Source organism: Pantoea sp. SGAir0180 (genome assembly GCF_043546245.1).
Genome location: NZ_CP028071.1, coordinates 1,646,445 through 1,671,175, shown reverse-complemented (window position 1 = coordinate 1,671,175; position 24,731 = coordinate 1,646,445). Strand labels below are relative to the sequence as shown.

21 protein-coding genes are annotated in these 24,731 nt (G+C 56.1%); 6 read left to right on the top strand and 15 right to left on the bottom strand.

Going from position 1 to position 24,731, the window contains the following annotated elements; genetic code table 11:
* Positions 1-2: 2 nt before the first annotated feature.
* The gene (gene malP / locus C1N58_RS07810) at positions 3-2,405 is read right to left on the bottom strand and encodes a maltodextrin phosphorylase (protein ID WP_394564766.1); all 2,403 of its coding nucleotides are present in this window, start codon (positions 2,403-2,405) and stop codon (positions 3-5) included.
* A gap of 279 nt (positions 2,406-2,684) precedes the next feature.
* On the opposite strand from malP, the gene malT reads away from it, so the two are divergent.
* The gene (gene malT, locus C1N58_RS07805; RefSeq protein ID WP_394564765.1) at positions 2,685-5,387 is read left to right on the top strand and encodes an HTH-type transcriptional regulator MalT; all 2,703 of its coding nucleotides are present in this window, start codon (positions 2,685-2,687) and stop codon (positions 5,385-5,387) included.
* Between the two features lie 36 nt (positions 5,388-5,423).
* Here the strand turns inward: malT and C1N58_RS07800 are convergent, their stop codons facing one another.
* The 3 genes from C1N58_RS07800 to C1N58_RS07790 all read right to left on the bottom strand — a co-directional run bounded on the left by C1N58_RS07800 (position 5,424) and on the right by C1N58_RS07790 (position 8,551).
* Positions 5,424-6,656 carry an MFS transporter gene (locus C1N58_RS07800; protein WP_058701896.1) on the bottom strand — a complete coding sequence of 411 codons (1,233 nt, stop codon included), beginning with the start codon at positions 6,654-6,656 and terminating at the stop codon, positions 5,424-5,426.
* Positions 6,657-6,776: 120 nt separating this feature from the next.
* Complete coding sequence (locus tag C1N58_RS07795; RefSeq protein WP_033741672.1) at positions 6,777-7,214, bottom strand: GNAT family N-acetyltransferase; 438 nt, start codon at positions 7,212-7,214, stop codon at positions 6,777-6,779.
* Positions 7,211-8,551, bottom strand: coding sequence for a glycoside hydrolase family 10 protein (locus C1N58_RS07790; RefSeq protein ID WP_394564874.1), 1,341 nt, complete (start codon positions 8,549-8,551; stop codon positions 7,211-7,213). Before C1N58_RS07790 ends, C1N58_RS07795 begins: the two co-directional genes overlap by 4 nt.
* 110 nt (positions 8,552-8,661) lie before the next feature.
* Here C1N58_RS07790 and C1N58_RS07785 point away from each other — a divergent pair, with 110 nt between their 5' ends.
* The 4 genes from C1N58_RS07785 to C1N58_RS07770 all read left to right on the top strand — a co-directional run bounded on the left by C1N58_RS07785 (position 8,662) and on the right by C1N58_RS07770 (position 13,105).
* Positions 8,662-8,826, top strand: coding sequence for a DUF2256 domain-containing protein (locus C1N58_RS07785; RefSeq protein ID WP_072193741.1), 165 nt, complete (start codon positions 8,662-8,664; stop codon positions 8,824-8,826).
* A gap of 143 nt (positions 8,827-8,969) precedes the next feature.
* Positions 8,970-11,300: an FdhF/YdeP family oxidoreductase gene (locus C1N58_RS07780; RefSeq protein WP_054633757.1), complete on the top strand. Its 2,331-nt coding sequence runs from the start codon at positions 8,970-8,972 to the stop codon at positions 11,298-11,300.
* Positions 11,301-11,604: 304 nt separating this feature from the next.
* Complete coding sequence (locus C1N58_RS07775; RefSeq protein ID WP_033741675.1) at positions 11,605-12,318, top strand: MgtC/SapB family protein; 714 nt, start codon at positions 11,605-11,607, stop codon at positions 12,316-12,318.
* 253 nt (positions 12,319-12,571) lie between these two features.
* On the top strand, positions 12,572-13,105 hold the full coding sequence (locus C1N58_RS07770) for a C40 family peptidase (RefSeq protein ID WP_394564764.1): 534 nt from the start codon (positions 12,572-12,574) through the stop codon (positions 13,103-13,105).
* Between the two features lie 765 nt (positions 13,106-13,870).
* Here C1N58_RS07770 and C1N58_RS07765 read toward each other — a convergent pair.
* From C1N58_RS07765 to C1N58_RS07715, 11 genes are all read right to left on the bottom strand, one after another.
* Positions 13,871-14,257, bottom strand: a complete 387-nt coding sequence (locus tag C1N58_RS07765) for a hypothetical protein (RefSeq protein ID WP_058701894.1) — start codon at positions 14,255-14,257, stop codon at positions 13,871-13,873.
* 224 nt (positions 14,258-14,481) lie between these two features.
* A complete protein-coding gene (locus tag C1N58_RS07760; RefSeq protein ID WP_394564763.1) occupies positions 14,482-14,892 on the bottom strand; it encodes a VOC family protein in 411 nt (136 codons plus the stop codon).
* Positions 14,893-15,041: 149 nt separating this feature from the next.
* Positions 15,042-15,488, bottom strand: a complete 447-nt coding sequence (locus tag C1N58_RS07755; RefSeq protein WP_394564762.1) for an NUDIX hydrolase — start codon at positions 15,486-15,488, stop codon at positions 15,042-15,044.
* Between the two features lie 44 nt (positions 15,489-15,532).
* A complete protein-coding gene (locus tag C1N58_RS07750) occupies positions 15,533-16,729 on the bottom strand; it encodes an ABC transporter substrate-binding protein (RefSeq protein ID WP_325990859.1) in 1,197 nt (398 codons plus the stop codon).
* Between the two features lie 4 nt (positions 16,730-16,733).
* Positions 16,734-17,753, bottom strand: coding sequence for a CobW family GTP-binding protein (locus tag C1N58_RS07745; protein ID WP_394564761.1), 1,020 nt, complete (start codon positions 17,751-17,753; stop codon positions 16,734-16,736).
* Positions 17,754-17,773: 20 nt separating this feature from the next.
* Entirely contained in the window at positions 17,774-18,058 is a 285-nt protein-coding gene (locus C1N58_RS07740; protein WP_006119159.1) for a hypothetical protein, read from the bottom strand.
* 12 nt (positions 18,059-18,070) lie between these two features.
* Entirely contained in the window at positions 18,071-18,817 is a 747-nt protein-coding gene (locus C1N58_RS07735) for an SDR family NAD(P)-dependent oxidoreductase (RefSeq protein ID WP_039340323.1), read from the bottom strand.
* A gap of 9 nt (positions 18,818-18,826) precedes the next feature.
* Positions 18,827-19,600: an SDR family NAD(P)-dependent oxidoreductase gene (locus C1N58_RS07730; protein WP_394564760.1), complete on the bottom strand. Its 774-nt coding sequence runs from the start codon at positions 19,598-19,600 to the stop codon at positions 18,827-18,829.
* 9 nt (positions 19,601-19,609) lie between these two features.
* Positions 19,610-20,980 carry an MFS transporter gene (locus C1N58_RS07725; protein WP_054633750.1) on the bottom strand — a complete coding sequence of 457 codons (1,371 nt, stop codon included), beginning with the start codon at positions 20,978-20,980 and terminating at the stop codon, positions 19,610-19,612.
* A 29-nt stretch (positions 20,981-21,009) separates the two neighbouring features.
* Positions 21,010-21,885 carry a polysaccharide deacetylase family protein gene (locus tag C1N58_RS07720; RefSeq protein WP_033741691.1) on the bottom strand — a complete coding sequence of 292 codons (876 nt, stop codon included), beginning with the start codon at positions 21,883-21,885 and terminating at the stop codon, positions 21,010-21,012.
* Between the two features lie 19 nt (positions 21,886-21,904).
* Positions 21,905-23,281, bottom strand: a complete 1,377-nt coding sequence (locus C1N58_RS07715; protein WP_394564759.1) for an amidase family protein — start codon at positions 23,279-23,281, stop codon at positions 21,905-21,907.
* A gap of 284 nt (positions 23,282-23,565) precedes the next feature.
* Between C1N58_RS07715 and C1N58_RS07710 the strand changes: the two genes are divergently transcribed.
* Entirely contained in the window at positions 23,566-24,609 is a 1,044-nt protein-coding gene (locus C1N58_RS07710) for a GntR family transcriptional regulator (RefSeq protein ID WP_394564758.1), read from the top strand.
* The last annotated feature ends 122 nt before the right edge of the window (positions 24,610-24,731 follow it).

Below are 24,731 nucleotides of genomic sequence, written 5' to 3'. Positions count from 1 at the left end.
AATTATCCTTTACGCTGCCAGATGCGCTGCTGGTAATGGCGAATCGCACGGTCCGCGCTGAACATTCCGCAGCGGGCGGTATTCAGGATGGCTGCGCGCGTCCACGCCTGCTTATCGGCCCATAAGGCTTCGGCACGTTGCTGAGCATTCAGATAGTGACGGAAGTCAGCCAGCACCCGCCAGGGATCGCCGTTCTCAGGACCGAGACTGTTTAACAGCAGGTCAAACGCGTGCGTATCGCCCGCGCTAAAGGTGCCGTTTTCCAGCGCCTGTAAGGCCTGGTCGAGTTGGACGTCGTTGGTGCGCCACTGAACAGGATCGTAATGCCCGGCCTTCAGCGCCTGCACCTGCTCCACGGTGTGGCCAAAGATAAAGATATTGTCTTCACCGACCTGTTCGGCAATTTCGACGTTGGCACCATCGAGCGTACCTATCGTAAGCGCGCCGTTCAGGGCCAGCTTCATATTGCCGGTGCCGGACGCTTCTTTGCCCGCCGTTGATATCTGCTCTGACAGGTCCGCGGCAGGGATCAGTCGTTCAGCAACAGAAACGTTATAGTCCGGAATAAACACCACTTTCAGGCGATCGGCCACGCGCGGGTCGTGATTTATGACCTCAGCAACCTGATTAATGGCGTAAATGATGTTTTTGGCCAGCGCATAACCGGGTGCCGCTTTGGCCCCGAAGATCACCACGCGCGGACACAGGTTCGCCTGTGGATCGCGACACAGCATCTGCCAGAGGGCAATGATATGCAGCAGCGTCAGATGCTGCCGTTTGTATTCATGCAGTCGCTTGATTTGCACATCGAACATCGCCGCGGGATTAACGACAATGTCGGTCCGCTCAGCAATCCACGCGGCCAAATCCTGCTTGTTTTGCTGCTTGATCTGCTGATAGTCGGCACAAAAACCGGCGTCATCCACCCAGTTTTCCAGAGAGGCGAGCGCGTCCAGATCGTTGATCCACGGCCGCTTCAGCGTGTGGCTTATCAGGCGGGCAAGGCGGGGATTGCACTGGTTGATCCAGCGGCGTGGCGTAATGCCGTTAGTGACGTTATGAAACTTATCAGGCCATAGTGCGACGTATTCCGGGAACAGCTCCTCTTTGACGAGTCGGGAGTGCAGCGCGGCGACGCCATTTACGGCAAAGCAACTCATTACACACAGGTTAGCCATGCGGAGTTGCTTATGATGTACGATAGCCAGTCGGGCCCAGACCGCGTCATCGCCCGGCCAGCGTGCATCCACTTCTGCCTTTAGCTGGGCATTGAGGCGGTGGATGATCAGCATATGGCGCGGCAGCAGGGCGCGGACGATGCCGGTATCCCAGCACTCCAGCGCTTCAGGCAACAAAGTATGGTTGGTATAGGCAAATGTGCGCTGGGTGAGGGTCCAGGCGCTGTCCCAGTTGAATTGGTGCTCATCGATCAGCAGCCGCATCAGTTCGGGGATCGCCAGCGTGGGATGCGTGTCGTTTAGCTGAATCACTTCGTAATCGGCCAGGCTGTCGAGCGAACGGCCCGCCTGCAGGTGGCGGCGAAGGATATCAGCCAGCGAACAGGCGCACTGAAAATACTGCTGCATCAGGCGGAGTTTTTTGCCGGCCTGATGATGGTCGTTAGGGTAAAGGACTTTCGTCAGCTTCGCCGCATCCATGCCCCGTTTTTCAGCCCGCATAAACGCCCCGTCGTTGAAGGTTTGCAGGTCAAATGGCTGCGCATGCGTGGCCTGCCACAGCCGCAACGGCTGCGTCACGCCATTTTCAAAGCCCACCACCGGCAGATCCCAGGCTTCGCCCTTGAGGTAAAACGCGGGCTGCCAGCGGATTGTGCCGTTTTCGTTGCTGACTCTGCCGCCTAAGCCCACCTGGACATCCCGCCGGGCATTGTACGTAAACCAGGGATAACGCTCGCGCTGCCAGTCGTCGGGTTGTTCATCCTGCGCGCCGTCGACAAAACGCTGACGAAACAGACCGTACTGGTAATTGAGGCCATAGCCGGTAGCGGGCTGACCGACAGTGGCCATCGCGTCCAGAAAGCAGGCTGCCAGACGCCCTAAGCCGCCATTACCCAGCGCCGGATCGCGCTCGTTTTCCAGTACGTCACTGAGTGACACATCCCATTGCGATAAGGCGGCAGCGACAGCGTTATACCAGCCCAGGTTGAGGAGGTTATTGCCGGTCAGTCGTCCGGTCAGAAACTCCATCGACAGATAATTGACATGGCGTTGATCGCCGGAAGCGGGCCGGGCAGGGAGCGCGCGCAGCATTTCAGCCAGCGCACCACTCAGTGCGTGCCACCACTGATGCGGTGTCATCTCGTGTGCCTCTTGGAGGCCAAACTGTTGCCACTGGCGCGCCAGCGCAGCGTTAAAAAGCGATTGATCAAAGGGATGCTGTGTCATAGCCGGAAATCCTGTTTTAAGGAGAAAAGGGAATAACCCACAGTGTGCTTTTGCGTTCCGGCGCGCGCCTCCTCCCGGCAGAATTTCGCGCAGGCGGAGCCGCAGGGTGGAGAACCTGAGGGAAGTCCGAAAGTTTTACTTAAGTGTGATTAGATTCGCTTTTGTGAAGATTCACTTAAGCGTCTGCTTGCTTTATCCGAAGGGATAGCTGAACGTGTGAAGAATAATTACGAAGCGTAAAAAAATGATGCGCCGAAGCAAATGGAGAAGCGTGCGTCTATGTTAATTCCCTCAAAACTCAGCCGTCCTGTCCGGCATGAAACCACGGTGAAACGCGAGCGACTGATACGAAAATTATCCGCCGCCGGTAACTATCGCCTGGTGCTGGTGACCAGCCCCGCTGGCTACGGTAAAACCACCTTGATCTCCCACTGGGCAGCCGATAAAGCCGAGCTGGGCTGGTATTCCCTGGATGAAAGCGACAACCAGACGGAGCGCTTTGCGGATTATCTGGTGGCGGCCCTGCAGCAGGCTACGCAGGGATGCTGCCGCCGTAGTGAAGTGCTGGCGCAGAAGCGGCAGTACGTCAACCTTAACGCACTTTTTACCCAACTCTTTAACGATTTGCAGGAATGGCATAAGCCGCTGTGGCTGATCATTGATGATTACCATCACATCACCAATCCGGCGATTCATGATGCCATGCGCTTCTTTCTACGCCATCAACCTGAAAACGTCACTCTGGTCGTGCTCTCGCGTAATCTGCCGCAGTTAGGCATTGCCAATCTGCGCGTGCGCGAACAGCTGCTGGAACTCAGCAGCCAGCAACTGGCCTTTACCCATCAGGAAGCGCAGGCGTTTTTTGCTGCCCGGTTGCCCGCACCGCTGGCGTCCGACGAAACCGGGCGCCTGTGCGATGACGTCGCAGGCTGGGCAACGGCTCTGCAGCTGATCGCCCTGTCGGCCCGGCAGGGCGCAGGCGCGGCGCAGCATTCGGCCCGACGTCTGTCGGGTATTAATGCCAGTCACTTAAACGACTATCTGGTCGAGGAAGTGCTGGATAACGTGACGTTGCCCACCCGCCATTTCCTGTTAAAAAGCGCGCTGCTACGTTCGCTCAATGCGGCGCTGATCGCCGAAGTCACCGGTGAGGAGAACGGCCAACGCTGGCTGGAGGAGATTGAGCGCCAGGGGCTGTTTCTGCAACGCATGGATGATTCCGGTCAGTGGTTCAGCTATCACCCGTTATTTGGCAGCTTCCTACAACAGCGCTGCCAGTGGGAGCTGGCTGCAGAACTTCCCGCCCTGCATCGTGCGGCGGCAACCAGCTGGATGGCGCAGGGCTTTCCGGGTGAAGCCATTCATCATGCGCGCGCCTCAGGCGATGCTGAGATGCTGCGGGACGTGCTCATTGAGCACGCCTGGTCTCTGTTTAACCAGAGCGAGCTGCCGTTACTGGAATCGTCGTTGAAAGCACTGCCCTGGAGTATGCTGTTGGCGCATCCCAACCTGGTGTTATTGCAGGCCTGGCTGATGCAGAGCCAGCACCGCTTCACAGAGGTGAACAGCCTGTTGGCCCGGTTTGAGCAGGAGAGCCGTTGCGAAATCGATGCGGTCCTGCGCGGCGAGTTTAACGCGCTACTGGCGCAGGTGGCGATCAATGACGGTAATGCGGATGAGGCCGAGCGTCTGGCGATGCTGGCGCTGGACGCGCTGCCTGAAAGCCGCCACTACAGCCGGATTGTCGCGACCTCGGTGCACGGCGAAATTCTGCATTGTAAAGGCGAACTCAGTAACTCGCTGGCGCTGATGCGCCAGACGGAGCATATGGCTCGCCGGGAAGATGCCTGGCACTATGTGCTGTGGAGCCTGATTCAGCAAAGCGAGATTCTGTTTGCCCAGGGCTTTCTGCAAACCGCGTATGAAACCCAGGAGCGGGCCTTCGCGCTGGTAAAAGCACAGCATTTGTCTCACTTCCCGTTGCATGAGTTTCTGCTGCGCATCCGCGCCCAACTGTTATGGGCCTGGGGACGGCTGGATGAGGCGGAGCAGGCCGCGCGCGACGGCATGAAAGTATTACAGGGTTTTCAGCCACAGCAGCAGATCCAGTGCCTGGGCTTACTGGTGCAGAGCGCCATCGCCCGTGGCAACCTTGATAACGCGCGCACCTTATTAAATCGCCTGGAGAACCTGCTGAACAACGGCCGCTGGCATCATGACTGGCTGGCCAATGCAGATAAAGTGCGGGTGCTGTACTGGCAGATGACCGGCGATTTGAAAAGCGCGCGTGACTGGCTGCGTCAGACGCCAAAACCGGCCAGTGCCAGTAACCATTTTTTACAGGGACAGTGGCGTAACGTGGCGCGGGCGCAGATTCTGCTGGGGCAGTACACTGAGGCCGAGGTGATTCTGGACGAGCTGAATGACAACGCCCGGGCGTTGCAGCTAATGAGCGATCTCAACCGCAATTTGCTGTTGCTGAATCAGATCTACTGGGAAACGGATCAGCGCGCAAGGGCGCAGCAGGCTTTACTCAGTGCGCTCAATCTGGCACGCAGCACCGGCTTTATCAGCCATTTCGTTGTGCAGGGTGAAACTATGGCGCAGCAGCTCCGTCAGCTGTTACAGCTGAATACACTTGATGAGCTGGATCACCATCGGGCGCGGCGCATCCTGAACGAGATCAACAAATATCACCGCCACAAGTTTGCGCATTTTGATGAAGGCTTTGTCAGCCGGTTGCTGAACCATCCGGACGTACCGGAGCTGATCCGCACCAGCCCACTGACCCAACGTGAATGGCAGGTGCTGGGATTAATCTATTCCGGCTACAGCAACGAGCAGATCGCGGCCGAGCTGTATGTGGCCGCCACCACCATCAAAACCCATATCCGCAACCTGTATCAAAAACTGGGCATCACCAATCGGGCGGAAGCGATGACGCAGGCGCAGTCGATGCTGAAAATGATGGGGTACGTGTAGGGAAAGCAACAGGCAGCCGGGTGCTGCCTGGACGTTTTACGCTTTTTTGTTTCGCGTGTCAGGCATCAGTAAGGTCACAAAGCCAAGCAGCGGTAAAAAGCCACAGGCGTTGTATACCGTGGTAATACCGTACCAGTCCGCAAATTTCCCCAGTGCGGCCGCGGCGATACCGCCAATCCCAAACATCGTGCCAAACATGATCCCGGCCACCATGCCCGTGCGGCCCGGCAGCACCTCCTGGGCATAGACGACCAGCGCGGCAAACGCCGATGAAAAAACCAAACCAATGCAAACGGTTAACACCGCGGTCCAGAACAGGTTGGCGTGCGGCATCAGGAGCGAGAAGGGAATGACGCCCAGAAAAGAGATCCAGACCACCGCCTTACGTCCGATACGATCGCCCACCGGGCCGCCAACCAGCGTCCCAATCGCCACCGCGGCCAGAAAGGTAAACAGGTAAATCTGGGCTTCCGGCACCGGTAACTGGAAGCGCTCGACCAGATAAAAAATGTAGTAGTTGCTGATCGAGGCAATATAGGTGAATTTAGCCAGTAACAGCACGCCCACAACGGACAGCGCCAGCTTCACATCGCGCGACGACAGGGCGCGCAGTGACCGCTGGTTGTGCTTTTTCATGTGGGCATGACCGTGCTTCACCGTCCAGCGGCTGATACCTGACAGAATGATGACCGCAAACAGCGCGATCAGCATCAGCCAGCCCACCGCCAGCTGTCCGTGCGGGATGATCAGCATCGCGGCGACCAGCGGCGCAAAAGCGGTACCGACATAGCCGCCGACCTGGAAGGTGGACTGTGCCGTCCCAAATTGCCCGCCCGAAGCCATCCGTGCCACACGCGACGCTTCCGGATGAAACGTGGCTGAACCTACGCCGATAAGCGCCGATGCCATCAACACCACTGAGAAATGCGGCGCGATGGCCAGCAGCCCGATGCCGATGAGTGTCGCAACCATACCGGACGGCAGTAGCCAGGGCTTGGGATGTTTGTCGGTATAAAGACCAATCCACGGCTGCAGCAGCGAGGCGGTCATCTGATAAATCAGCGTGATCAAGCCAATCTGGGCGTAGCTGAGCGCGAAGTTGGTTTTCAGCAGCGGATAAATGGACGGCAGCATGGCCTGGATAAAGTCATTACAGCAGTGGGAAAAGGCCACTGCGCCCAGTATCGACATCACAATTTTCTGACTGTCATCAACGTTGGCGGCCAGTCCGGGCTGACTGGTTTTCACTTCACTTGAGTATTGAGACATGCGCATTTCCGTGTGGGAGGACTTTACGTTTATTGACGTATATTACGCCACGCAGCGAATGCGGTGCTGACAAAAGTGCTATTTTGGGCTGAATAGTAAAATATTTGTTAATGATTTGTGTCAGAGGGCTTTAATCAGACACACAGAAGCGGGCTTATCGACATAAGCGCCGTAAGGTGCGGTTTCCTGAAAATGGCAACGATGATAAAACGCCACTGCCCGGGTATTCACCCGGCGCGTTGAACACCGCAGCGCGCGATAGCCACGCGCGCGGGCAATCTGCTCAAGCGCGGCCAGCACGGCCGCGCCCGTACCGGGGATATCGCGGGTGGAAAACATGCGCTTCAGTTCGGCTGTCTCAGGGGAGACATGCACCAGCGCCCCACAGCCAATTGCCTTGCCCTGGCTGTCTCGGGCCAGCACCCAGGTCGCCGCCTCAGGCGCGCTGAAGTGCTGTGTCCCCGCATCGCCAGTAAGGGCAGACAGTTCCGCTGACAGCCGGGCCGTCAGGACCTGTAATGCCGGGGTTGCTGCCTCGACAACCGCCACGGTTATCACGGCTGTTGCCCCCAGCGGCTGCGCAGGTAATTCACTGCTGGCTGCGTTTGTGGCTGATTCAGGTAGTCTTCCCGGAACAAAATCGTGCCGCTGACCTGCGGCAGGGAAGCGTTAAGGTCAAGCTGCCGTTTCAGTTCCGGCACGCCGCCCTGAATCGTCCATTCCGGCTCGTTTTTGGCGGGCACCCCGACTTTGTATAAGGCGATACCGATATACAGACGCGTTTTAGTCGGCTTAACAACGTTAGCCCACCAGTTCGCCAGCACATCGTAACGGGCGGCACTGCGTGAGAAGGGCCAGTAAATCTGGGGCGCAATATAATCCAGTAAGCCGTCCTGTACCCAGCGGCGTGTATCCGCATAGGACTCATCGTAGGCCGCCGCGCCGCGCGTATCCGAGCCGGCAGCATCGTGCGAATGGTTACGCCAGACGCCCGCCGGGCTGACGCCAAACTCCACCTGCGGCTTGAGCTGCTTGATCGTGTGAGAAACCTGCTCGATCAACAACTGTGTATTATGCCTGCGCCAGTCTGCCTTCGAGGCAAAGCCCTGACCGTATCGAATAAACGTCTGACTGTCGTTCAGGGGCGAGCCGGGCGACTCGGCGTAGAAGTAATCATCAAACTGCACGCCATCGATATCGTAATGTTTTACAACTTCAGCCACGATGCTGGTTATCCAGTCACGCACATCCGGAATGCCGGGATCGAGCACGTAACGATCCCCCGACGTGCGAATCCAGTCACGATGCAGAACAAAGACGCTGGCAGGCTGCTGTGACAGGGTGCGGTTCAGCTCGGCGACCGTTGAGGGTTTGGTATTCACGGAAACGCGGTAGGGATTAAACCAGGCATGCACGCGCATACCGCGCTTATGGGCTTTATCCAGCATAAACTGCAGCGGATCAAAGCCCGGGTTCTGACCTGTTTCGCCTGTCATCATGTCTGACCAGGGCAGGATCTTCGATGCCCACAGCGCGGTGCCATCCGGTTTGACCTGAAAGAACACCGTATTGATTCCCAGGCTTTTCAGCTTGTCGAGTTTATCGGTCAGCGCACGCTTTTGCTGACTGACGCGCAGCGCCTCATCGCGGATATTCACCGAGGCGATCGGTGGCCAGTCGAGACGGGAAACCGTCGTCAGCCAGACGCCGCGTACAGGCACATTCTCCCGCACCGGTTGGCTGGTTACCGGCGGTTTACTGACGGTCGGAAAGGGCGTGACCAGCGATTTTGGCGGTTCCGACGAACAGCTGGCTAATAACAAAGCCGAGGCGGCGAACAGGCCGGCTCTGCGTCCCGTACGGGCGCGATAAACGTCGCGAAAAGTGGCGATGATAAACTCCGTGTCGCGTAGTCCTTAACTGGAACAGTATTCTGATCCTATTTGGCGTAAAGTCAATTAACCCGGCCTGTCTATACTTATCACCTGATGACAAGGGGCAGACGATGCACACTTTTAAAGGAAATAAACAGGGGCTTCCTGTGCGCTACTGCAGGCAGTGCCATAAACCCATGACCTGGCGTAAAAAGTGGGCAAAATGCTGGGATCAGGTACTGTACTGCTCTGAACGTTGCAGGCGACAGCGTCGAAATACCGCTGACGGAGCATAACATTTTCGCGCTTCGCCTGGCTTTGCCGCCTCGGTGAAACATTTAGCAAAAGTTAACCTGAATTTTACACGACTGTTCTCACGCGCCGTTGCGATTACTGTACCAGGCTTAATAAAAACAAAAACAGTCAGTCTGGAGCAGCAATGAAAGAGCAAAACAGGACGGAAGGTGTGAAACCCTATGATGGCGCAGCGGGCGGCTGGGGGGCCCTGAAAGCGGTAGCAGGGGCGATTCGTGGTCAGATGGCCGTGAAACAGGACGTGATTGCCTTATTTAAAGTTAACCAGCCTGAAGGCTTTGACTGTCCCGGCTGTGCCTGGCCCGATCCCAAACACACGTCCTCCTTTGAGTTCTGTGAAAACGGCGCGAAAGCGGTGTCATGGGAAGCCACCAGTAAACGCACGACACCTGAGTTTTTCGCGGCCCATCCGGTCAGCGAATTGTGGCAGCGCAGCGCTTACGAGCTTGAAGGCGAAGGCAGGCTGACGCATCCAATGAAATACGATCCGGTAACGGATACCTATCAGCCCATCGAGTGGCAAACCGCCTTCAATGAAATTGGTGAGCGGCTGCGCAGTTATCACAATCCCGACAGCGTGGAATTTTATACCTCGGGACGTGCTTCCAACGAGGCCGCCTTTCTGTGGCAGCTGTTTGCCCGCGAATTTGGCACCAATAACTTCCCCGACTGTTCCAATATGTGCCACGAGCCAACCAGCGTCGGCTTACCTGAATCGATTGGCATCGGCAAAGGCACGGTAGAGCTGGATGATTTTGACCATTGCGATCTGGTGATCTGTATCGGTCATAACCCCGGTACAAACCATCCGCGCATGCTGGCCACGTTGCAGGAGGTGTCGAAACGCGGTGCGAAAATCGTCGCGATCAATCCGTTGCGCGAACGGGGACTTGAGCGTTTTACCGCCCCGCAAAATCCGGTACAGATGGTGACGCTGAGTTCAACGGAACTGGCGTCAACCTATTACAAAATCCGGGTTGGCGGTGATGCGGCCATGCTTAAAGGCGTGATGAAGTGCCTGATGGCGATGGATGAAGAGGCCAAAACCCGCGGCAATCCTGGCGTGTTTGACGCCGCGTTTATCGCTGAACATACGCAGGGCCTGGACGCCTTAAAAGCCGACCTTGAGGCGACGGACTGGGCGCATATTCTTAACGTTTCGGGTATGTCACGCGAACAGATTGAGCATATCGCCCAGCTTTACGCTAATGCTGAACGCACGATCATTTGCTATGGCATGGGAATTACTCAGCATCAGTACGGCACGCAGAACGTGCAACAAATTGCGAATCTGCTGCTGTTACGCGGTAATATGGGCAAGAAGGGCGCGGGCATTTGTCCGTTACGCGGTCACTCGAATGTGCAGGGCGATCGTACCGTTGGCATCACCGAAGTTCCCTCCAAAAGCCTGCTGAAGCGTATCGAAGCGGTCTTTGGTTTTACGCCACCGACAAAACACGGACACAGTGCCGTTAAGGCCGTTCAGGCCATTCGCGATGGTGAGATAAACGCGCTGCTGTGCCTGGGCGGTAATCTGGCCGAAGCCATGTCGGATCCACAGCAAACCTTTGCTGCGATGCGCAAGCTGGATATGGTGGTGCACATGGCCACCAAGCTGAACCGCTCGCATTTGTTGCTGGCAAAACACAGCTATCTGTTCCCGGTGCTTGGCCGCACCGAGATTGACCAGCAACAGTCTGGTGCACAGAGCGTGACGGTTGAAGATTCCATGTCGATGGTACACGCCTCACGCGGCACGCTCGATCCGGCGTCGCCTCATCTGAAATCCGAACCCGCGCTCATCGCGGGCCTGGCCAAAGCCACGTTGCCGGACACGGTCGTGGACTGGGACACGTTGACAGGCGACTACAGCCTGATTCGTGACGCCATCGAAGCGGTGATTCCGGGTTTTGACAACTTCAACGAACGTATTCAGCAGCCGGGCGGGTTCCGTTTACCGAATGGCGCGTCTGAACGTGTCTGGCATACGCCATCGGGCAAAGCACAATTCCTGGTGATGGAGGGCATCAATGAAGATCCGCGCTCGTTGAAATGTCATGATCTCGTTCTGACGACACTGCGCAGTCACGATCAGTACAACACCACGCTCTACGGGCTGGATGACCGCTATCGCGGCGTTTCAGGCCGCCGCGACATTCTGTTTATCAGTGAAAACGAGGCGGAGAAAAAGGGTGTTCGCATGGGCGATCAGGTTAACATCATTGCGCTGGACCCGGACGGCAATCCCACTCATCGCCGTCTCGATAATCTGACCATCGCAGTGCATGATATGGCCGAAGGATCGGTTGCGGCCTATTACCCTGAAGCTAACGTGTTAATTCCCTTAGACAGTTACGACACAAAAAGCGGTATTCCCTCCTATAAAAGCACACCGGTGAGGATGGAGCGGGCCCGCGCCGACGTGCCAGTTGAGGCGTCCGCAACGCGCCGTTAAACGTCCGTCCAGCTAAACCAATCCTGAACGAAGCGCCATCTGAGTGGAAATCCGCCCTCAGATGGCTATACAATCGCCGCGAATTTTACGCAAGAGGCAACCTACATTGGACACAAGTCCCGAACGATTACACCAGGCTTCTGCAGTAAGATAGTTTTGGCTGTCTTAACTGCACGTTAAGATGGCGACTGTATCAACATCCTTCCCTGACGTGATGCGCTTTGCATCAACGCCCGCTGTAATCCATTTTATTCATCTTTGTTTTTCCGTACTGCGCCTGCCGCGCGGCGGAGAGAGGTTTATCATGGACTGGAAAATCTTTTTACTGCGCGTATCGGCCGCGCTGATTCTGGGTGCGCTCATCGGCAGCGAACGTCAGCTGCGTCAACGCATGACCGGCTTACGTACTAACGCGCTGGTCAGCACCGGCGCCTGTCTGTTCGTTCTGATGACGCAGTGTGTTCCCGGCATTGCCACCGACGCCACTCGCGTTGCCGCCTATGTGGTTTCCGGTATCGGCTTCCTGGGTGGCGGTGTGATTATGCGCGACGGTTTGAACGTTCGCGGCCTGAATACCGCCGCCACCTTGTGGTGTACCGCGGCCGTCGGCGTCCTGTGCAGCATGGGGTTGTTACTCGAAGCCGCGATAGGTTGCATGGTAATTCTCTGTGCCAACATTCTGCTGCGTGAACTGGCGCTGGGCATTAATCGCCAGTCCATCGTGTCGGCCGACGAGGCAGTACAACATTACAAAGTGCAGATCGTTTGTCTGGCGCAGGATGAAGTTCAGGTGCGCAGTTTGATGCTGCACAGCCTGGGCAACAGCGGCCTGCGCCTGCAATCGCTCCACAGTGAAGATTTGGATCCGCCACATCGCATGGAAGTGAATGCCGAAGTGATGGGCCAACCCAGCATGACCGGACAGCTGGAAAGTCTGGTAAGCCGCATTAGCCTGGAGAAAGGGGTCAGTTCGGTGCGCTGGCAGGTATGCGGTCTGGATGCGAGCGAAAACGGATAGCACAAAAAACAGGCGCCGCTACGTGAATTCTGATAAAAGAGCAGGGGAGTTATGCGTCAGATTTCGCGTAGCGTTGTTATTTATTCGCGAAAATCCGTTTCCAGGTGCGCTTTTTTACGCTATATAAAGAGAGCCTGCCGTTTGAGTGTAAGGTTAAGTAAAGCAGAGCGTAGATATTTCTATAAGCGATTGAATGGGTTATAAAAGCCCTTAGCGTTGCTCACCTTGTTATCTTTACTGTGCGGATTATTCGATGAAGCGTAAAACCTCATTCTTTTTTCTTTCCGGCCTTATGCTCCTGCTTTCTGGTTGCAGTCATCATCATTCAGATGAACCCAAGGACACCACCGCCGCTGACGCATCGCAAAACCCGGATTTGATTCCTATCGTCGCGGCGTTGCATGACCAAATGCACACCTGGCATGATACGCCGTACCAATGGGGCGGCACACAGCTGTCTGGCGTGGATTGCTCGGGCTACGTCTGGCGAACCTTGCACGATCGTTTCAATCTGCCAATGGACCGCGTCACCACAGCCGATCTGCTGCATATGGGCGTTCGTGTCACACCGGAACATCTGCAACCAGGCGATCTGGTGTTTTTCCGCATTGGTGGCGGCATGCACGTTGGCTTCTACGATACGGATAATCAGTTTATTCACGCGTCGGCCAGCAAGGGTGTGATTCGCTCATCACTGAACAACCCATACTGGAAATCGGTTTATTACCAGGCGCGTCGTCTGACGCGAGAATACGGGGCGCAGGTAACACTGAGCAGAGCCAGCTAAACGTGAATTATGCCAGGCAACGCTACGTGAAATCTGCCAATCCAGCACAGGGATAAGCGCCAGTTTTTTACGTAGCGTTGTTGTGATTTGTGGGTACAGAAGCGGACAAAAAGAAGCGGTGAGGCAGGAAAGGCGTAAACGGGCTGACTGAGTGCGTAACCGGATATCTTATTTAACATAATATACATTATGCGTACTTTTATACATCAGGCTCCGATATGGGTTGTTCCGCGTTTTTTCCGGTTTTGCACCATTTTCTCTGCTTTTTCGCTTTGTCTTCGCTTCGCCTGATTATGTGCTCTCATATCTCGTCTTCAGGCCACATCAAAATCTGATGCCGTGCGCGTTACCAGTGATAACCGAGTCACCACTGCAACTCATGTCTGTCACCCGAAACGCGCATCAGCCGTTCTTGATGACAACTCACCTGATGTTGAGAAAACATCTTACAGGCAGTGAATACCGAAAAGCGGCGACGTGATGTTTTGCCTGGTTCCATCGCTGAGGCTGATCAGCCACGAACTGACGTCTGCAACCTGAACTGACGCGGCTACGTAAAAATTAGCGTACTGAGGTACCGAAATCCCCACAACATTCACCCATATCGATTAATACGAAACGCTGTCTGATATCGGTACCCACAGATCTATGATGCCTGATGAAGGATATTAAAAGCCAACCCAGGGTCTGGCCCCGAATTTAGCAGTTTGCAAGGTGCTCACGTTGACTATTAACTTCCCCATTGGCCTTCCAGGCAATGAATATTTAAGGATGTTTGAAAATTTGCGTCACATAAAACTGCGCGGATAATTGCGAGACGGGTTGCGGCAAAAGCGGATCAAAAAACAGACCATCGTGGTAAGCAATCCAGTGACGTGTCCCGGTTTTAACGTTATTCCAGCGACCATGAAAAATACCACAATCCGTCGGTACGCTGGCCCCGTTGTGTCTTTTATACGATACGTTCTCTAATCCCTTATAACCCAGAAATCTTTTCATTTGCGCGAGATTGACACGTTTCTTCTTGTCGCAGAAGCCATTTTCCATAGCAATTGACAACATCTCATCATAACTTTTTTGATGTAATCGGGCCATAACCGCGATACCACATCCTTCGTCGTCTGATGGCTGTTTAATATGCAAATACGTCATTTTAGGTTCTCCTTAACGCAATAGCTGATGTGAATTAACTAATATCGGCGTCTAAAGACGTTTCTTGAAAAAATAACGATGTCGCGGTGTAATCACAACGCGCGTTATCAAAATATGGCGTGCCTCGAAAAAAGACCGCCCTTTTCTTTTTTATTCTGCGTTTAATGAGCCTGGAGAGTGATGGTCAGTCTCAATTAACGTTACCGGACAAAGCAAGTGCCTGTTTAAGGCCGATGCACGCTGTTCTCAAATATCGCCAGGTTTTCCTTCGCTTCCGCGTACTGATAAGACGTCAGTTCAATCTGATTTCCGTCAGGATCGCAAAAATAAACGGACATCGACACCTGATGATCGCTGACTGTATAAGGTATGGATTGCGCGACCAGGATGCGTAATAACTGACAGAAACACGTGGCATCCAGGCTAAATGCCACGGTGTTACCCGGCGGCTGATGGGTTCTTAAAAACAGCGATATTACGGCAGCATTATTTTTCAGCACCAGTGGACCGCCCTGCGTAAACCAGAACAGCAACGATTCATCGCGTGAAAAACCCAGCACCCGTTTATACCAGCGTTCTGCTTTCTTCAGGTCATTCACATAAATATGGACGTGGTCGATCTTGAGTAAGTTCACTTTCACCGCTTTGGTCAGGCGTAAAGAGAACCAGCATTAAACAGATTATGCCGTGATGCAAAAGCACGCGCACATAATAGCCTGCTATTTAACATAAATCAGAATTGCAAAAAAACGAGGCGAATTAATCAGAACCGGTCAGAATGCATTCAGGTATATTGCAGAGGCAACAGGCTCATAATATTGGCGGGATAAACCGTTTCGGTTGTTTCACTGAGTGCTTTGACGGTCCACCAGCGCGAACTGGCAATGACTGATTTCTCATTTTCACTCCAGCCCAGTGTGTTAATTTCGTTCCCTGCGGCAGTAACAATAAAGAACCGCTCATGTGCCTGCACGATCTCGCCCGAAGGCAGCGTCATGGCAAAGCATCGCTCACCGACAGACGGACCCACATCGGCACGGTGAATGCCGGTTTCTTCATACAGTTCCCTGAGCGCCGCCTGCTCAAAAGATTCGCCCTGCTCTACGCCGCCGCCGGGCGTTGCCCAGTATGCGCTGCCCGCCAGCGCATACTGCGAATGCACAAAACGAAACAGCAACACCTCATGGGAAGCATTCAGGATCAGTAACCGGGCCGAGCGGCGCGAGCGCATATTCTCTTCCTTTTATTGGTGGCGTGCTCACGGATAAAGATTTTTCAACGGGGCCGCAAAAAATCCTGCCAGCGGCGCGTCAGATAGTTATGTTCATCCATCACGGCGTTCCAGACGGCAATGTGGCTCATCCGTTGCTCGTAACTTCCGCCATCGCGCACTTCCCCCTGGGGAATCAGCGGTGCGCCCCAGGCATCCAGCAGCACTTCGCGTGCGGGTTGACCACCGTACCAGAAATCCCATTCCGCTGCCGACAGATGCGTCCGGCTGCGTTCCGCGTTAGAAATGTAATAACCCTGCCGCGCCATGACCGCACCAGGCCAGCCAGACTGCCACCAGTTAAGGTAGTCGTAGGCCGCCTCTTTGATTTTGCCGGTCGCACAGCGTGAAAGCGACATGCCGCCGTACCACGCACGGTAGCCTTCACGTGGTCGCGCCATTTTATAGCCGCGCTGATGGAAATGATGACGAAAATAGATGGGTGCCCAGAGACTTTGTACTTCAACCTGCTGATTGGCAATCAGGTCGCATGCCTCATCCTGCGAGGCCCAGAAGGCCGCAAAATGGCCGTTACGGTGAAGGCGCGCCAGCTGCTGTGTTAACAGGTCGATCTCATCAAGCGTCAGATTACCGATATTCGCAAAGCGTGCCAGCCCGGCACCCTGCATGGCCAGCGCCGCATCAATACCGCCCATGGCCGCATCTTCCTGTAGTGCCACCTGCCCCGTCAGCGAAGGATGTACCAGCCAGCCCCAGCTCTCTTCCTGCTGTTGCAGCACCGCAGGCAGCCGGTCGGCATGATAGGCAAAACTGTCCACGTTATGGGTAAGCGGCAACATGCTGATATGGTCACTCGCGTGGCTGCCTAAATGCATATCGCGCTGAACATACAGTCGCTCCGAAGGTACACTGCCATCGGCTAACGGCAGATCGGGTCGTAGCCTGCCGGTTTTGGCCAGCGGCGTTATCTCGTCCCAGTATGTCAGTCGCTTGATTTCCAGCGGCTGGATTGCCCGGGCAGGCCAGACAAAATCGATATTGTGAAACCACTGATCGTAAAGGTCATAACTTTCCGGATGCATGACCGCAATGCGCTGGGCATCTTCCACGCTGTGCAGCAGATATTCGATGCGAATGCCCAGATCGCTTTCCGCACGGACACGCAACATTTCAAGCAGCGTGACCGAGGTGCCCAGTACACGTAATGTCAGTTGATCGTTGACTTTCGCCGCAGCGTTCATTGTTTTACTTATCCTTTACCGCCTGCTGAAAACGGCTGAATCCCTGTTTCAGTCGTTCGGGATCCAGTCCGCGCAGAATAAACACCAGTTTTGAGGTATCGACATCGCCGGGCCAGTCATTCAGGTGAACGGGCGGATGTAACGTATGCTGTACGCCATGAATCACCACGGGTGAGCTGCTGCCGCTGAAACGTAAGATGCCTTTCATTCTCAATACAGACTGACCATGGCTATGTAACAGCATTGACAACCAGATAGCAAACGCGGGCCAGTTCAGGGCGTTCTCTAAGGTGATCACGCAGGTTTGCGTAATCGGATGCGGATTCTCGTCATGGGGTGCAAGACGATAACCGGACGCACCGGCGGCACCAAGCCAGCGAAACCGCTGTTGCCCGCTGCCTTTTGCCAGGCGCAGGCCAAATAAGGGGTCCGGATCGGCCAGCGCCTGCACGGTGTCACTCAGTTCCGCCATGGGGTTCAGCCCGGCAATCCAGGCCTGAAGCGCCACACGTTCGGTCTGTCCGATACGGTCGCATTTGCTGAGCAACAGCTTATCCGCCGCGCTGACCTGGGCTATCCATTCCGGTTGATGCATCGACTGCTGCCGGGCATGCTCGGCATCGACCAGCGTCACCAGCGTGCCCTGACTGAAGTGATGTTTAAGCTGGGGATCGTGCAGCAATGTTGACAGGATGGGCGCAGGATCGGCAAGGCCGGTGGTTTCCAGAATGACCTGGCTGAACGGCGGCAGCATGCCGCGCACGCGCCGTTCATAGAGATCCAGTAACGCCGTTTTCAGTTCGCCGCGAATCTGGCAACAGACGCAGCCGCTGGGCAGCAGCACCGTATCGGGCGCGACTTCATTCAGCAGATGATGGTCGATGCCCACCTCACCAAATTCATTAACCAGCAATGCAACGTCGTTCAGATCTTGCTGCGCCAGCCAGCCTTTCAGCAGCGTGGTTTTGCCGCTTCCCAGGAAACCGCTCAGAATATGCAGCGGCAGTTTTTGATCGTGCAGCATAGCCGCTCCTCTTGTATGCCTTACAGCGCCGCCAGCCAGGCTTCATCCAGTGGATCAAGCGGGCGTTTGGTGATCTTCTCGACCTCTTTCCACAACAGGTCCAGTGAATTCACCATCACCTGCTGACCGGTTGGGCTGGAGAGCACCCAACTGGCATGAAACTCAGTCAGCGTGAGCCGCCAGGGTTTAAGCGTTCGGTTGAGCAGCGCCAGCTGCTTTAACCGCAACTGGCGCTGGGGCAGATCGTTTTGTAGCGCATCGCTCCATTGCGGACCGCTGTCCAGTAAACCACAAACGCCGCACATATCGTCTTCTCCTCAGGGCATGACATCGCCGGAATTAGGGCCAAGCGTCTGGCCAACAAACAGGTTACCGCCGGGCTCACTTGCCAGCAGTAACGCTACCGGCGCGACCTCTTCCGCCCGGCCAAAACGTCCCAGCGGCAGTTCGGCTGCCTTGGCCGTTTTCCATGCCTGATTGATGCCATCGATAAGCGGCGTTTCAATCGGACCGGGCGCGATGGCGTTCACCAGCACATTATCTGCGGACACCTCCAGCCCCAGCGATCGGGTAAAGCCTAATACGCCGGCTTTGGCCGCCGCATAATGGCTGAGTTCGGCACCGCCTTTGATACCGAGCTGCGACGCGATGTTGATCACTCTGCCCCAGCGCTGCGCCAGCATGGACGGCAACGCCCGTTGCGTCGCCAGGAAGACACTGCGTAAATCCACAGCCATCATCTCTTCCCACATGGGCAGCGTGATATCGGTACAGCGCGCCTGGGTCAGCATTCCGGCGTTATTCACCAGAATATCGATTCCGTCGAACTGCGCCAGGCAGGCATCCACGCCCGCCGTGGCGCCTTCCACCTCGCCGACATCGGCCACAATGCCAAAACACGGCACGCCAGACTGGCGACACTGATCAACCACCGTCTTGAGCTTTGTACTGTCGCGGTCAGTGAGTATCAGATGGGCACCTTCGCGGGCGAACAGCATTGCGATGGCCGCCCCGATGCCGCTGGCCGCGCCGCTGATTACACAACGTTTCATCCTGAGTTGCATGGGTTCTCCTTAATCCGGCCAGCGAACGGTGAGTCCACCGTCGACAATCAGACTCTGTCCGGTGAGGTAACTGCTCTCGTCACTGGTGAGAAACGCGATGACTTTCGCCACTTCCTCGGCGCGTCCGACGCGGCCCAGCGGAATCGCCTTCGCCGCCTTCGCCAGCCCTTCCGGGCCAAGCGAATTATCCTTATCCAGCGACTGCGGCGTTTCAATCAGCCCGGGGATGATGGCATTACATCGCACCCCGCGCGGCGCGAGTTCGACGGCCAGCGAGCGGCAAATGCCGGGCACCGCCGCCTTCGCGGCGGCATAGTGCGCATGCGCCTGCCAGCCATATACACCGCCCGCAATCGACGACACCGCAACCAGGCTGGCCCCCGACTGAAGGTGGGCGGCAGCGGCACGGAACAGGCGCATCACGCCGGTCAGATCGACATTGAGCATCTCATCCCAGCGTGCGTCGCTCATCTCCTCAATCTCTGCCCGACGCAGAATGCCCGCATTGGCGACGACCGCGTCAAGCCGTCCAAAGTGCTGTACGCCTTGCGCAATAAACGCGTCCACCGACTCGGTGGATCCGACGTTAAGCGGTAGCCAGAGCGCGTCACCGCCCGCCGCTTCAATCTGCGCGGCCGCGACGGCCGGATCGTGGGGATCCTGCGGATAATAGCCCGCTATCACCCGCACGCCTCTCTGGGCATACAGCGTTGCCAGCGCCAGTCCAATCCCACTTGCGGCTCCGCTGATCGCGGCAACCGGGGCTGTGTTTGCATTCTGCATAGGGTTTCCTTAGGCCTGAGGTTGAGTGGAGGCGGCGGCGATGTGCGTATTCAGTTGCGTGACCGGCCGGGCGAACAGAATAATGATGCCCGAGACAAAGCACGGAACCGCACCAAACCACAGTGCCGCCTCCTGCCAGTGTCCACCCTGACTCAGCACTGAGGTGGTGCCGACACCAGCCACAATTGCGCCCACCGGCCCCATCGCCATAATTAATGCGCCCGCAGTAGCACGAATGGCGGTCGGGAAACTTTCACTGATAAAGAACAGCGCGGCCGCATACGGACCAATCAGGAAAAACAGACCGACGCTGTACAGGGCCACGATGATGGCAAAGTTGTCCGGGCAGAACAGCATCGCGGCAAAGGCGATACCGCCCAGCATCCAGCCGGCCGCGATGGTGTTGCGACGACCGATGCGGTCACCGAGCCAGCCGTGTGCCAGATAGCCGCAATAGCCCACCAGGTTAGACAGAATCAGGATCAATAAAGAGTTATTGAACGAGACCGCGTGGGTTTTGGTAATTACCGTGGTGCCCAGAACGCTGAAGATCTGAATGGCGAACCAGTTCAGCAAAATGGCAACACCCAGTACCAAGGTTGAGCGCAACGCCGTGCCGCGAAATGCCGAGGCAAAACCTGACTTCGGCTGATCTTCATACGGAACCTGATAGTCGGCTGCGACCTGGCGTGCATCTTTCTCTTTACCCTGCTCCCGCAGCGTTTTGATTTTCTTCTGCACTTCAAACTGAGGCGTTTCTTTCAGCTTCAGCGCCAGTAGCGCGATCACCAGCGACGGAAAGGCTGCGAAGATAAAGCTGCCCTGCCAGCCGATAATCGGCAGCAGAATCGCGGTCAGCGCCGAGGCCACCAGCGCACCGACCGGCCATCCGCCCTGCACCAGGCTGTAGACAAATCCCTTCCGTTTGTTGAGTTTGGGATCGTCCAGCGCGGTATAGAGTTCTGATAAATAGGTGGCGTTAACCGTTTGCTCTGCATAACCCAGACCGGCAACGGAGCGAATGGCGGTTAATGCGCCCTTACCCCATAATCCCCCTATTGCGGTCAGCAGCGAACACAGGGCCGCGCCTCCCACGGTAATAACGATACCCATGCGCCGTCCCAGGCGATCCACCAGCGGGCCAATGGCCAGAGCGATCACTGCCCCACCAAACGCGACCCAGGTAGCAATTTCAGACTGTTCGACTTCGCTCCAGCCAAAATGACCGCCGATCTCCGGCAGCAAGGTGCCGAAAAGGATGAAGTCATAGACGGCGAAGATCCAGGCGAAGAAGGCGATCCATGTAGCGAATTTGACATCCCTGGTGGTTAACTGCTGGGGCTGCCAGCCGTTAACGGATTTTTTTTTGTAGATGCTCATGTCGTGATCACTCTGCAAGAGGAAAAGGCTTAACGCGGTTGGCGCGCTAAGAAGTCGTCGGCAATTTCGTCGAAAGTGACGAAACGCACGCCCTGGTGACTCTGGATGTACTTAATCAGGCGCTCCAGCATCAGCAGCACCTGCGGACGGCCTGATACGTCGGGATGAATCGTCATGGTAAAGACGGCATAGTCGTTTTCGCGATATACCCAGTCGAACTGATCGCGCCAGATCTCCTCCAGATGGCGCGGATTGACAAAACCGTGGCTGTTAGGTGACTTCTTGATAAACATCATGGGTGGCAGATCATCCAGATACCAGTTAGCGGGGATCTCCACCAGGTCGGTCTCTTCGCCGCGCATCAGCGGCTTCATCCAGGTGTCCGGATGCTGGCTGTAGTCAATTTTGGTCCAGCTGTCGCCTACGCGAACGTAGTAAGGATGAAAGTCGTTGTGCATCAGGCTGTGATCGTATTTGATGCCTTTTTTCAGCAGCAGCTCATTGGTCACATTGCTGAATTCCCACCAGGGCGCGACGTAACCGGTTGGACGTTTACCTGCAAGCTGCGTCACCAGTTCAATACTGCGATCCAGCACCGCCTCTTCCTGCGCGGGCGTCATGGCAATCGGGTTTTCATGGCTGTAGCCATGCACGCCAATCTCGTGGCCGGCGTCAACCACCGCTTTCATCTGCGCCGGGAAGGTTTCGATTGAGTGGCCGGGAATAAACCAGGTGGTGCGCAGATTATGTTCAGCAAACATTTTCAGCAAACGCGGTGCGCCCACTTCTCCGGCGAACAGCCCGCGAGAGATATCGTCAGGGGAATCTTCCCCGCCGTAAGAGCCGAGCCAGCCGGCAACAGCATCCACATCCACACCAAATGCACATAAGATTTCTTTCGCCATCTTTTCTTCCTCTGGAGCGTTAAGCGCAGACCGAATCGTCTGCGGTAAAAAGACCTGCCAGTCGGCTGGCAGCGTGAAGGAGCCGGCGATCTTCGCCAGCCGGTAGAGAGAAAAGCAGACTGGTATGCAACCCACGGTCATCGGTACCGCTCGGCAGGGCGATGCCCGGCATATCCAGCAGGCTGCCCGGCATGGTCAGGCGCAGCGTGGCCACGTTGGTCTGGGCGAACAGCGCGCTGTCCTGCATCAGCGGACCGAGTTCCGGTGCGGTATGGGCCACCGTGGGGGTGATCAGTATTGCGCCCGCCAGCTCCGCCGCCAGGGCCTGTTGCCACTGCTGACGTTGGGTCAGAAAGGTATCGAGCACGGCCGGGTCCTGCTCGCTGGCGGCAAGCAGACGTTCGCGCACTCTGGCATCCATGCGTTCTGCGTCAGGTGAGGCTAATAAGAGGCGATGCAGCAACCAGGCTTCGCGCCCACCCGGCCAGCCTTTTTCAGCGATCCAGTCAAGCGCCTGCGTAAACGCGGTAAGCGGCTGGCGGTCAATGGCAAAGCCGGCCGCGTCGAGGCGATCCAGCATTCTCAGGCCGTTATCGCGAACGGCGGGCTGGCATGTCATGAGGAGCGCGTCGTCAACCCGGAAACGGGGTTCAGGAAAGGCGGTGGTATCCGGACCGCACAGGATGTCATCAAGAGCGATAGCATCCCGGACGCTGCGGCATAACGGGCCGAGGGTATCCAGCGAGCGGGCCAGCGGAAAAACGGCGTCCATGGCATAACGGCAACGGCTGGCGCGGTAGCCCGTAATGCCGCTGAATGCGGCCGGAATACGAATGGATCCGCCGGTATCGGTGCCAAACGCGATACAGGCCAGGCCTTCCGCGATTGCCCTGCCTGCCCCGCTGGACGATCCGCCCGGCGCGTGCAGGCTGCCCGCTGATGACCGGATAACCGGTGTACCAAACGCGGGATTCAGGCCGAGTCCGGAAAATGCAAATTCGCTGAGATTGGTTTTGCCGATCGTGACCATGCCCGCCGCCGCGCACCGGGCAACGACGGGTGCATCCTGTCGGGCGGGCGAAACGTGTTGCCGGGTGGCCGAACCGGCGGTGGTCTGGCAGCCCTGAAGGTCGAACAGGTCTTTCCAGGCCACCGGAATTCCATCCAGTGGACTCAAAGGCTGGCCTTGCCGCCAGCGCTGCATAGAGGCTTCGGCCTCTTCACGGGCGCGCGCCGGGGTGAGCGAAATAAACACCGAAGGTACATTTTCTGCGGCGGTCAGGCAGGCCTCAGTAAACGCCAGGGGGGAAAGGCGGTGCTGTGCATAAAGCGCACTGATTCCCAGCGCATCGATCTGACCCTGAATGTATAACTGACGGACGGTTTCTGGCTGCACACGCTTACCTTTAAATGTATATTGCAATTTAATGTACATTTGAAGATAGCAATAACAATGCCAGGAAAAGGACTGTTAAGTTACATATTTGTGATCTTATCGATCATTAAATAATTTAAATCAGCAATAACAAAAGCTTAAATTGGGAGTAGTGACAGACATTTGTTCAGGCGGAGTAAAATCCTGTCTTTGTATTAAATGTACTAATTTATTTATGATCCATTTTAGAGCGCCGTGCACTAACGCAGTGCTGTGCGTGGGCAGCCGTCGTTATTTCCTCAGATGTGATAATCTGGCGGGCAGGATGGGAGCGGAAAAAGACAATGCGAAACATAATGAATGGAGCAGACATGGATGACGCCGGTTCTGCGCGTTATGAAATCATCCGCCAGGTGCTGCTTAACGTGCTGCAGCAAAACGCTGTTCCTAAAGGCCTGGTGTTGCTGGAAGGTCCGTTAGCACAGCTCTTCGGCACCAGCCGCGTGCCGGTCAGGCGGGCGTTAAGTATGCTGCATGAAGAAGGCTGGATTGCCCGCTTTGAAGGCCGGGGCTTTATCGTGGCTCGTGACGACGAAGACGTCGAACCCGTGCGCATTGCCCTGACGCGCGAACTGTTGGGGCTGGCGCATCATGAGGAACTGGTCGACACCCGCAGTACGGGTGAAAAAGTGCTGGAGCACCTCCAGGGTGTGCTGTCGACCGCGATGATCTTTGGTTGCTATCAGGTGGATGAGCAGGACGCGGCACACTATTACACCACCAGCCGGGGCGTGATTCGTGAGAGCTTAATGCGCCTGCGTGATAAAGGCCTGGTGGAAAAAGAACCCTATTCCCAGTGGCTTACCGGTCCGTTAACGGCGCGCGAGCTGGGCGACCATTTTGAAATCCGGGCCAATCTTGAACCCGCAGCGCTGCGTAAAGCAGGCGAACGGCTGGACGTCGACTGGCTGAAGTCGCGGCTGGATAACGCGAAAAAATCGCAGGGTAAGCAGTTAACGGCCATTGAACTGGAAACCCTGGAAGAAGATCTGCACATTCGCTGCCTGGAGCCTGCCGGTAACAAGCTGATGATGCAGATACTGCGACAACACCAGTCGCCCTTTATCGTCACGCGCATTTTCTATGACCTGCTGCGTATCCCTGTCGACAATGCCATGCTGGATGAACACTGCCTGGTCTATGAATTTTTGCTGAAACGGAACTGGGAACTGGCGGCCGCCTGCATGAAGGATCATCTGGAGCGCGCGCAGGTTCGCACGTTGCAGCGGCTGAAAGTGTTATCTGTGCTGCCTGTTCCGGCCTTTCCGGATTTTATGGCACGGCGCTAGTCGCTTATAAAGGTGACGCTGTCACGTAAAAAGCGACGTCTCCTCCTCCTGTCACACTAGCCCGTCACCGGTTCCCTCTTCAGTGCTGAACGCGTCATGTCGGACATGCTGACTCAGCCTCT

Coding starts and splice junctions, on each gene's coding strand:
- malP (WP_394564766.1), bottom strand. CDS start 2,405: ATGACACAGCATCCCTTTGATCAATCGCTTTTTAACGCTGCGCTGGCG.
- malT (WP_394564765.1), top strand. CDS start 2,685: ATGTTAATTCCCTCAAAACTCAGCCGTCCTGTCCGGCATGAAACCACG.
- C1N58_RS07800 (WP_058701896.1), bottom strand. CDS start 6,656: ATGTCTCAATACTCAAGTGAAGTGAAAACCAGTCAGCCCGGACTGGCC.
- C1N58_RS07785 (WP_072193741.1), top strand. CDS start 8,662: ATGCACACTTTTAAAGGAAATAAACAGGGGCTTCCTGTGCGCTACTGC.
- C1N58_RS07780 (WP_054633757.1), top strand. CDS start 8,970: ATGAAAGAGCAAAACAGGACGGAAGGTGTGAAACCCTATGATGGCGCA.
- C1N58_RS07775 (WP_033741675.1), top strand. CDS start 11,605: ATGGACTGGAAAATCTTTTTACTGCGCGTATCGGCCGCGCTGATTCTG.
- C1N58_RS07770 (WP_394564764.1), top strand. CDS start 12,572: ATGAAGCGTAAAACCTCATTCTTTTTTCTTTCCGGCCTTATGCTCCTG.
- C1N58_RS07765 (WP_058701894.1), bottom strand. CDS start 14,257: ATGACGTATTTGCATATTAAACAGCCATCAGACGACGAAGGATGTGGT.
- C1N58_RS07755 (WP_394564762.1), bottom strand. CDS start 15,488: ATGCGCTCGCGCCGCTCGGCCCGGTTACTGATCCTGAATGCTTCCCAT.
- C1N58_RS07750 (WP_325990859.1), bottom strand. CDS start 16,729: ATGAACGCTGCGGCGAAAGTCAACGATCAACTGACATTACGTGTACTG.
- C1N58_RS07745 (WP_394564761.1), bottom strand. CDS start 17,753: ATGCTGCACGATCAAAAACTGCCGCTGCATATTCTGAGCGGTTTCCTG.
- C1N58_RS07740 (WP_006119159.1), bottom strand. CDS start 18,058: ATGTGCGGCGTTTGTGGTTTACTGGACAGCGGTCCGCAATGGAGCGAT.
- C1N58_RS07735 (WP_039340323.1), bottom strand. CDS start 18,817: ATGCAACTCAGGATGAAACGTTGTGTAATCAGCGGCGCGGCCAGCGGC.
- C1N58_RS07730 (WP_394564760.1), bottom strand. CDS start 19,600: ATGCAGAATGCAAACACAGCCCCGGTTGCCGCGATCAGCGGAGCCGCA.
- C1N58_RS07725 (WP_054633750.1), bottom strand. CDS start 20,980: ATGAGCATCTACAAAAAAAAATCCGTTAACGGCTGGCAGCCCCAGCAG.
- C1N58_RS07720 (WP_033741691.1), bottom strand. CDS start 21,885: ATGGCGAAAGAAATCTTATGTGCATTTGGTGTGGATGTGGATGCTGTT.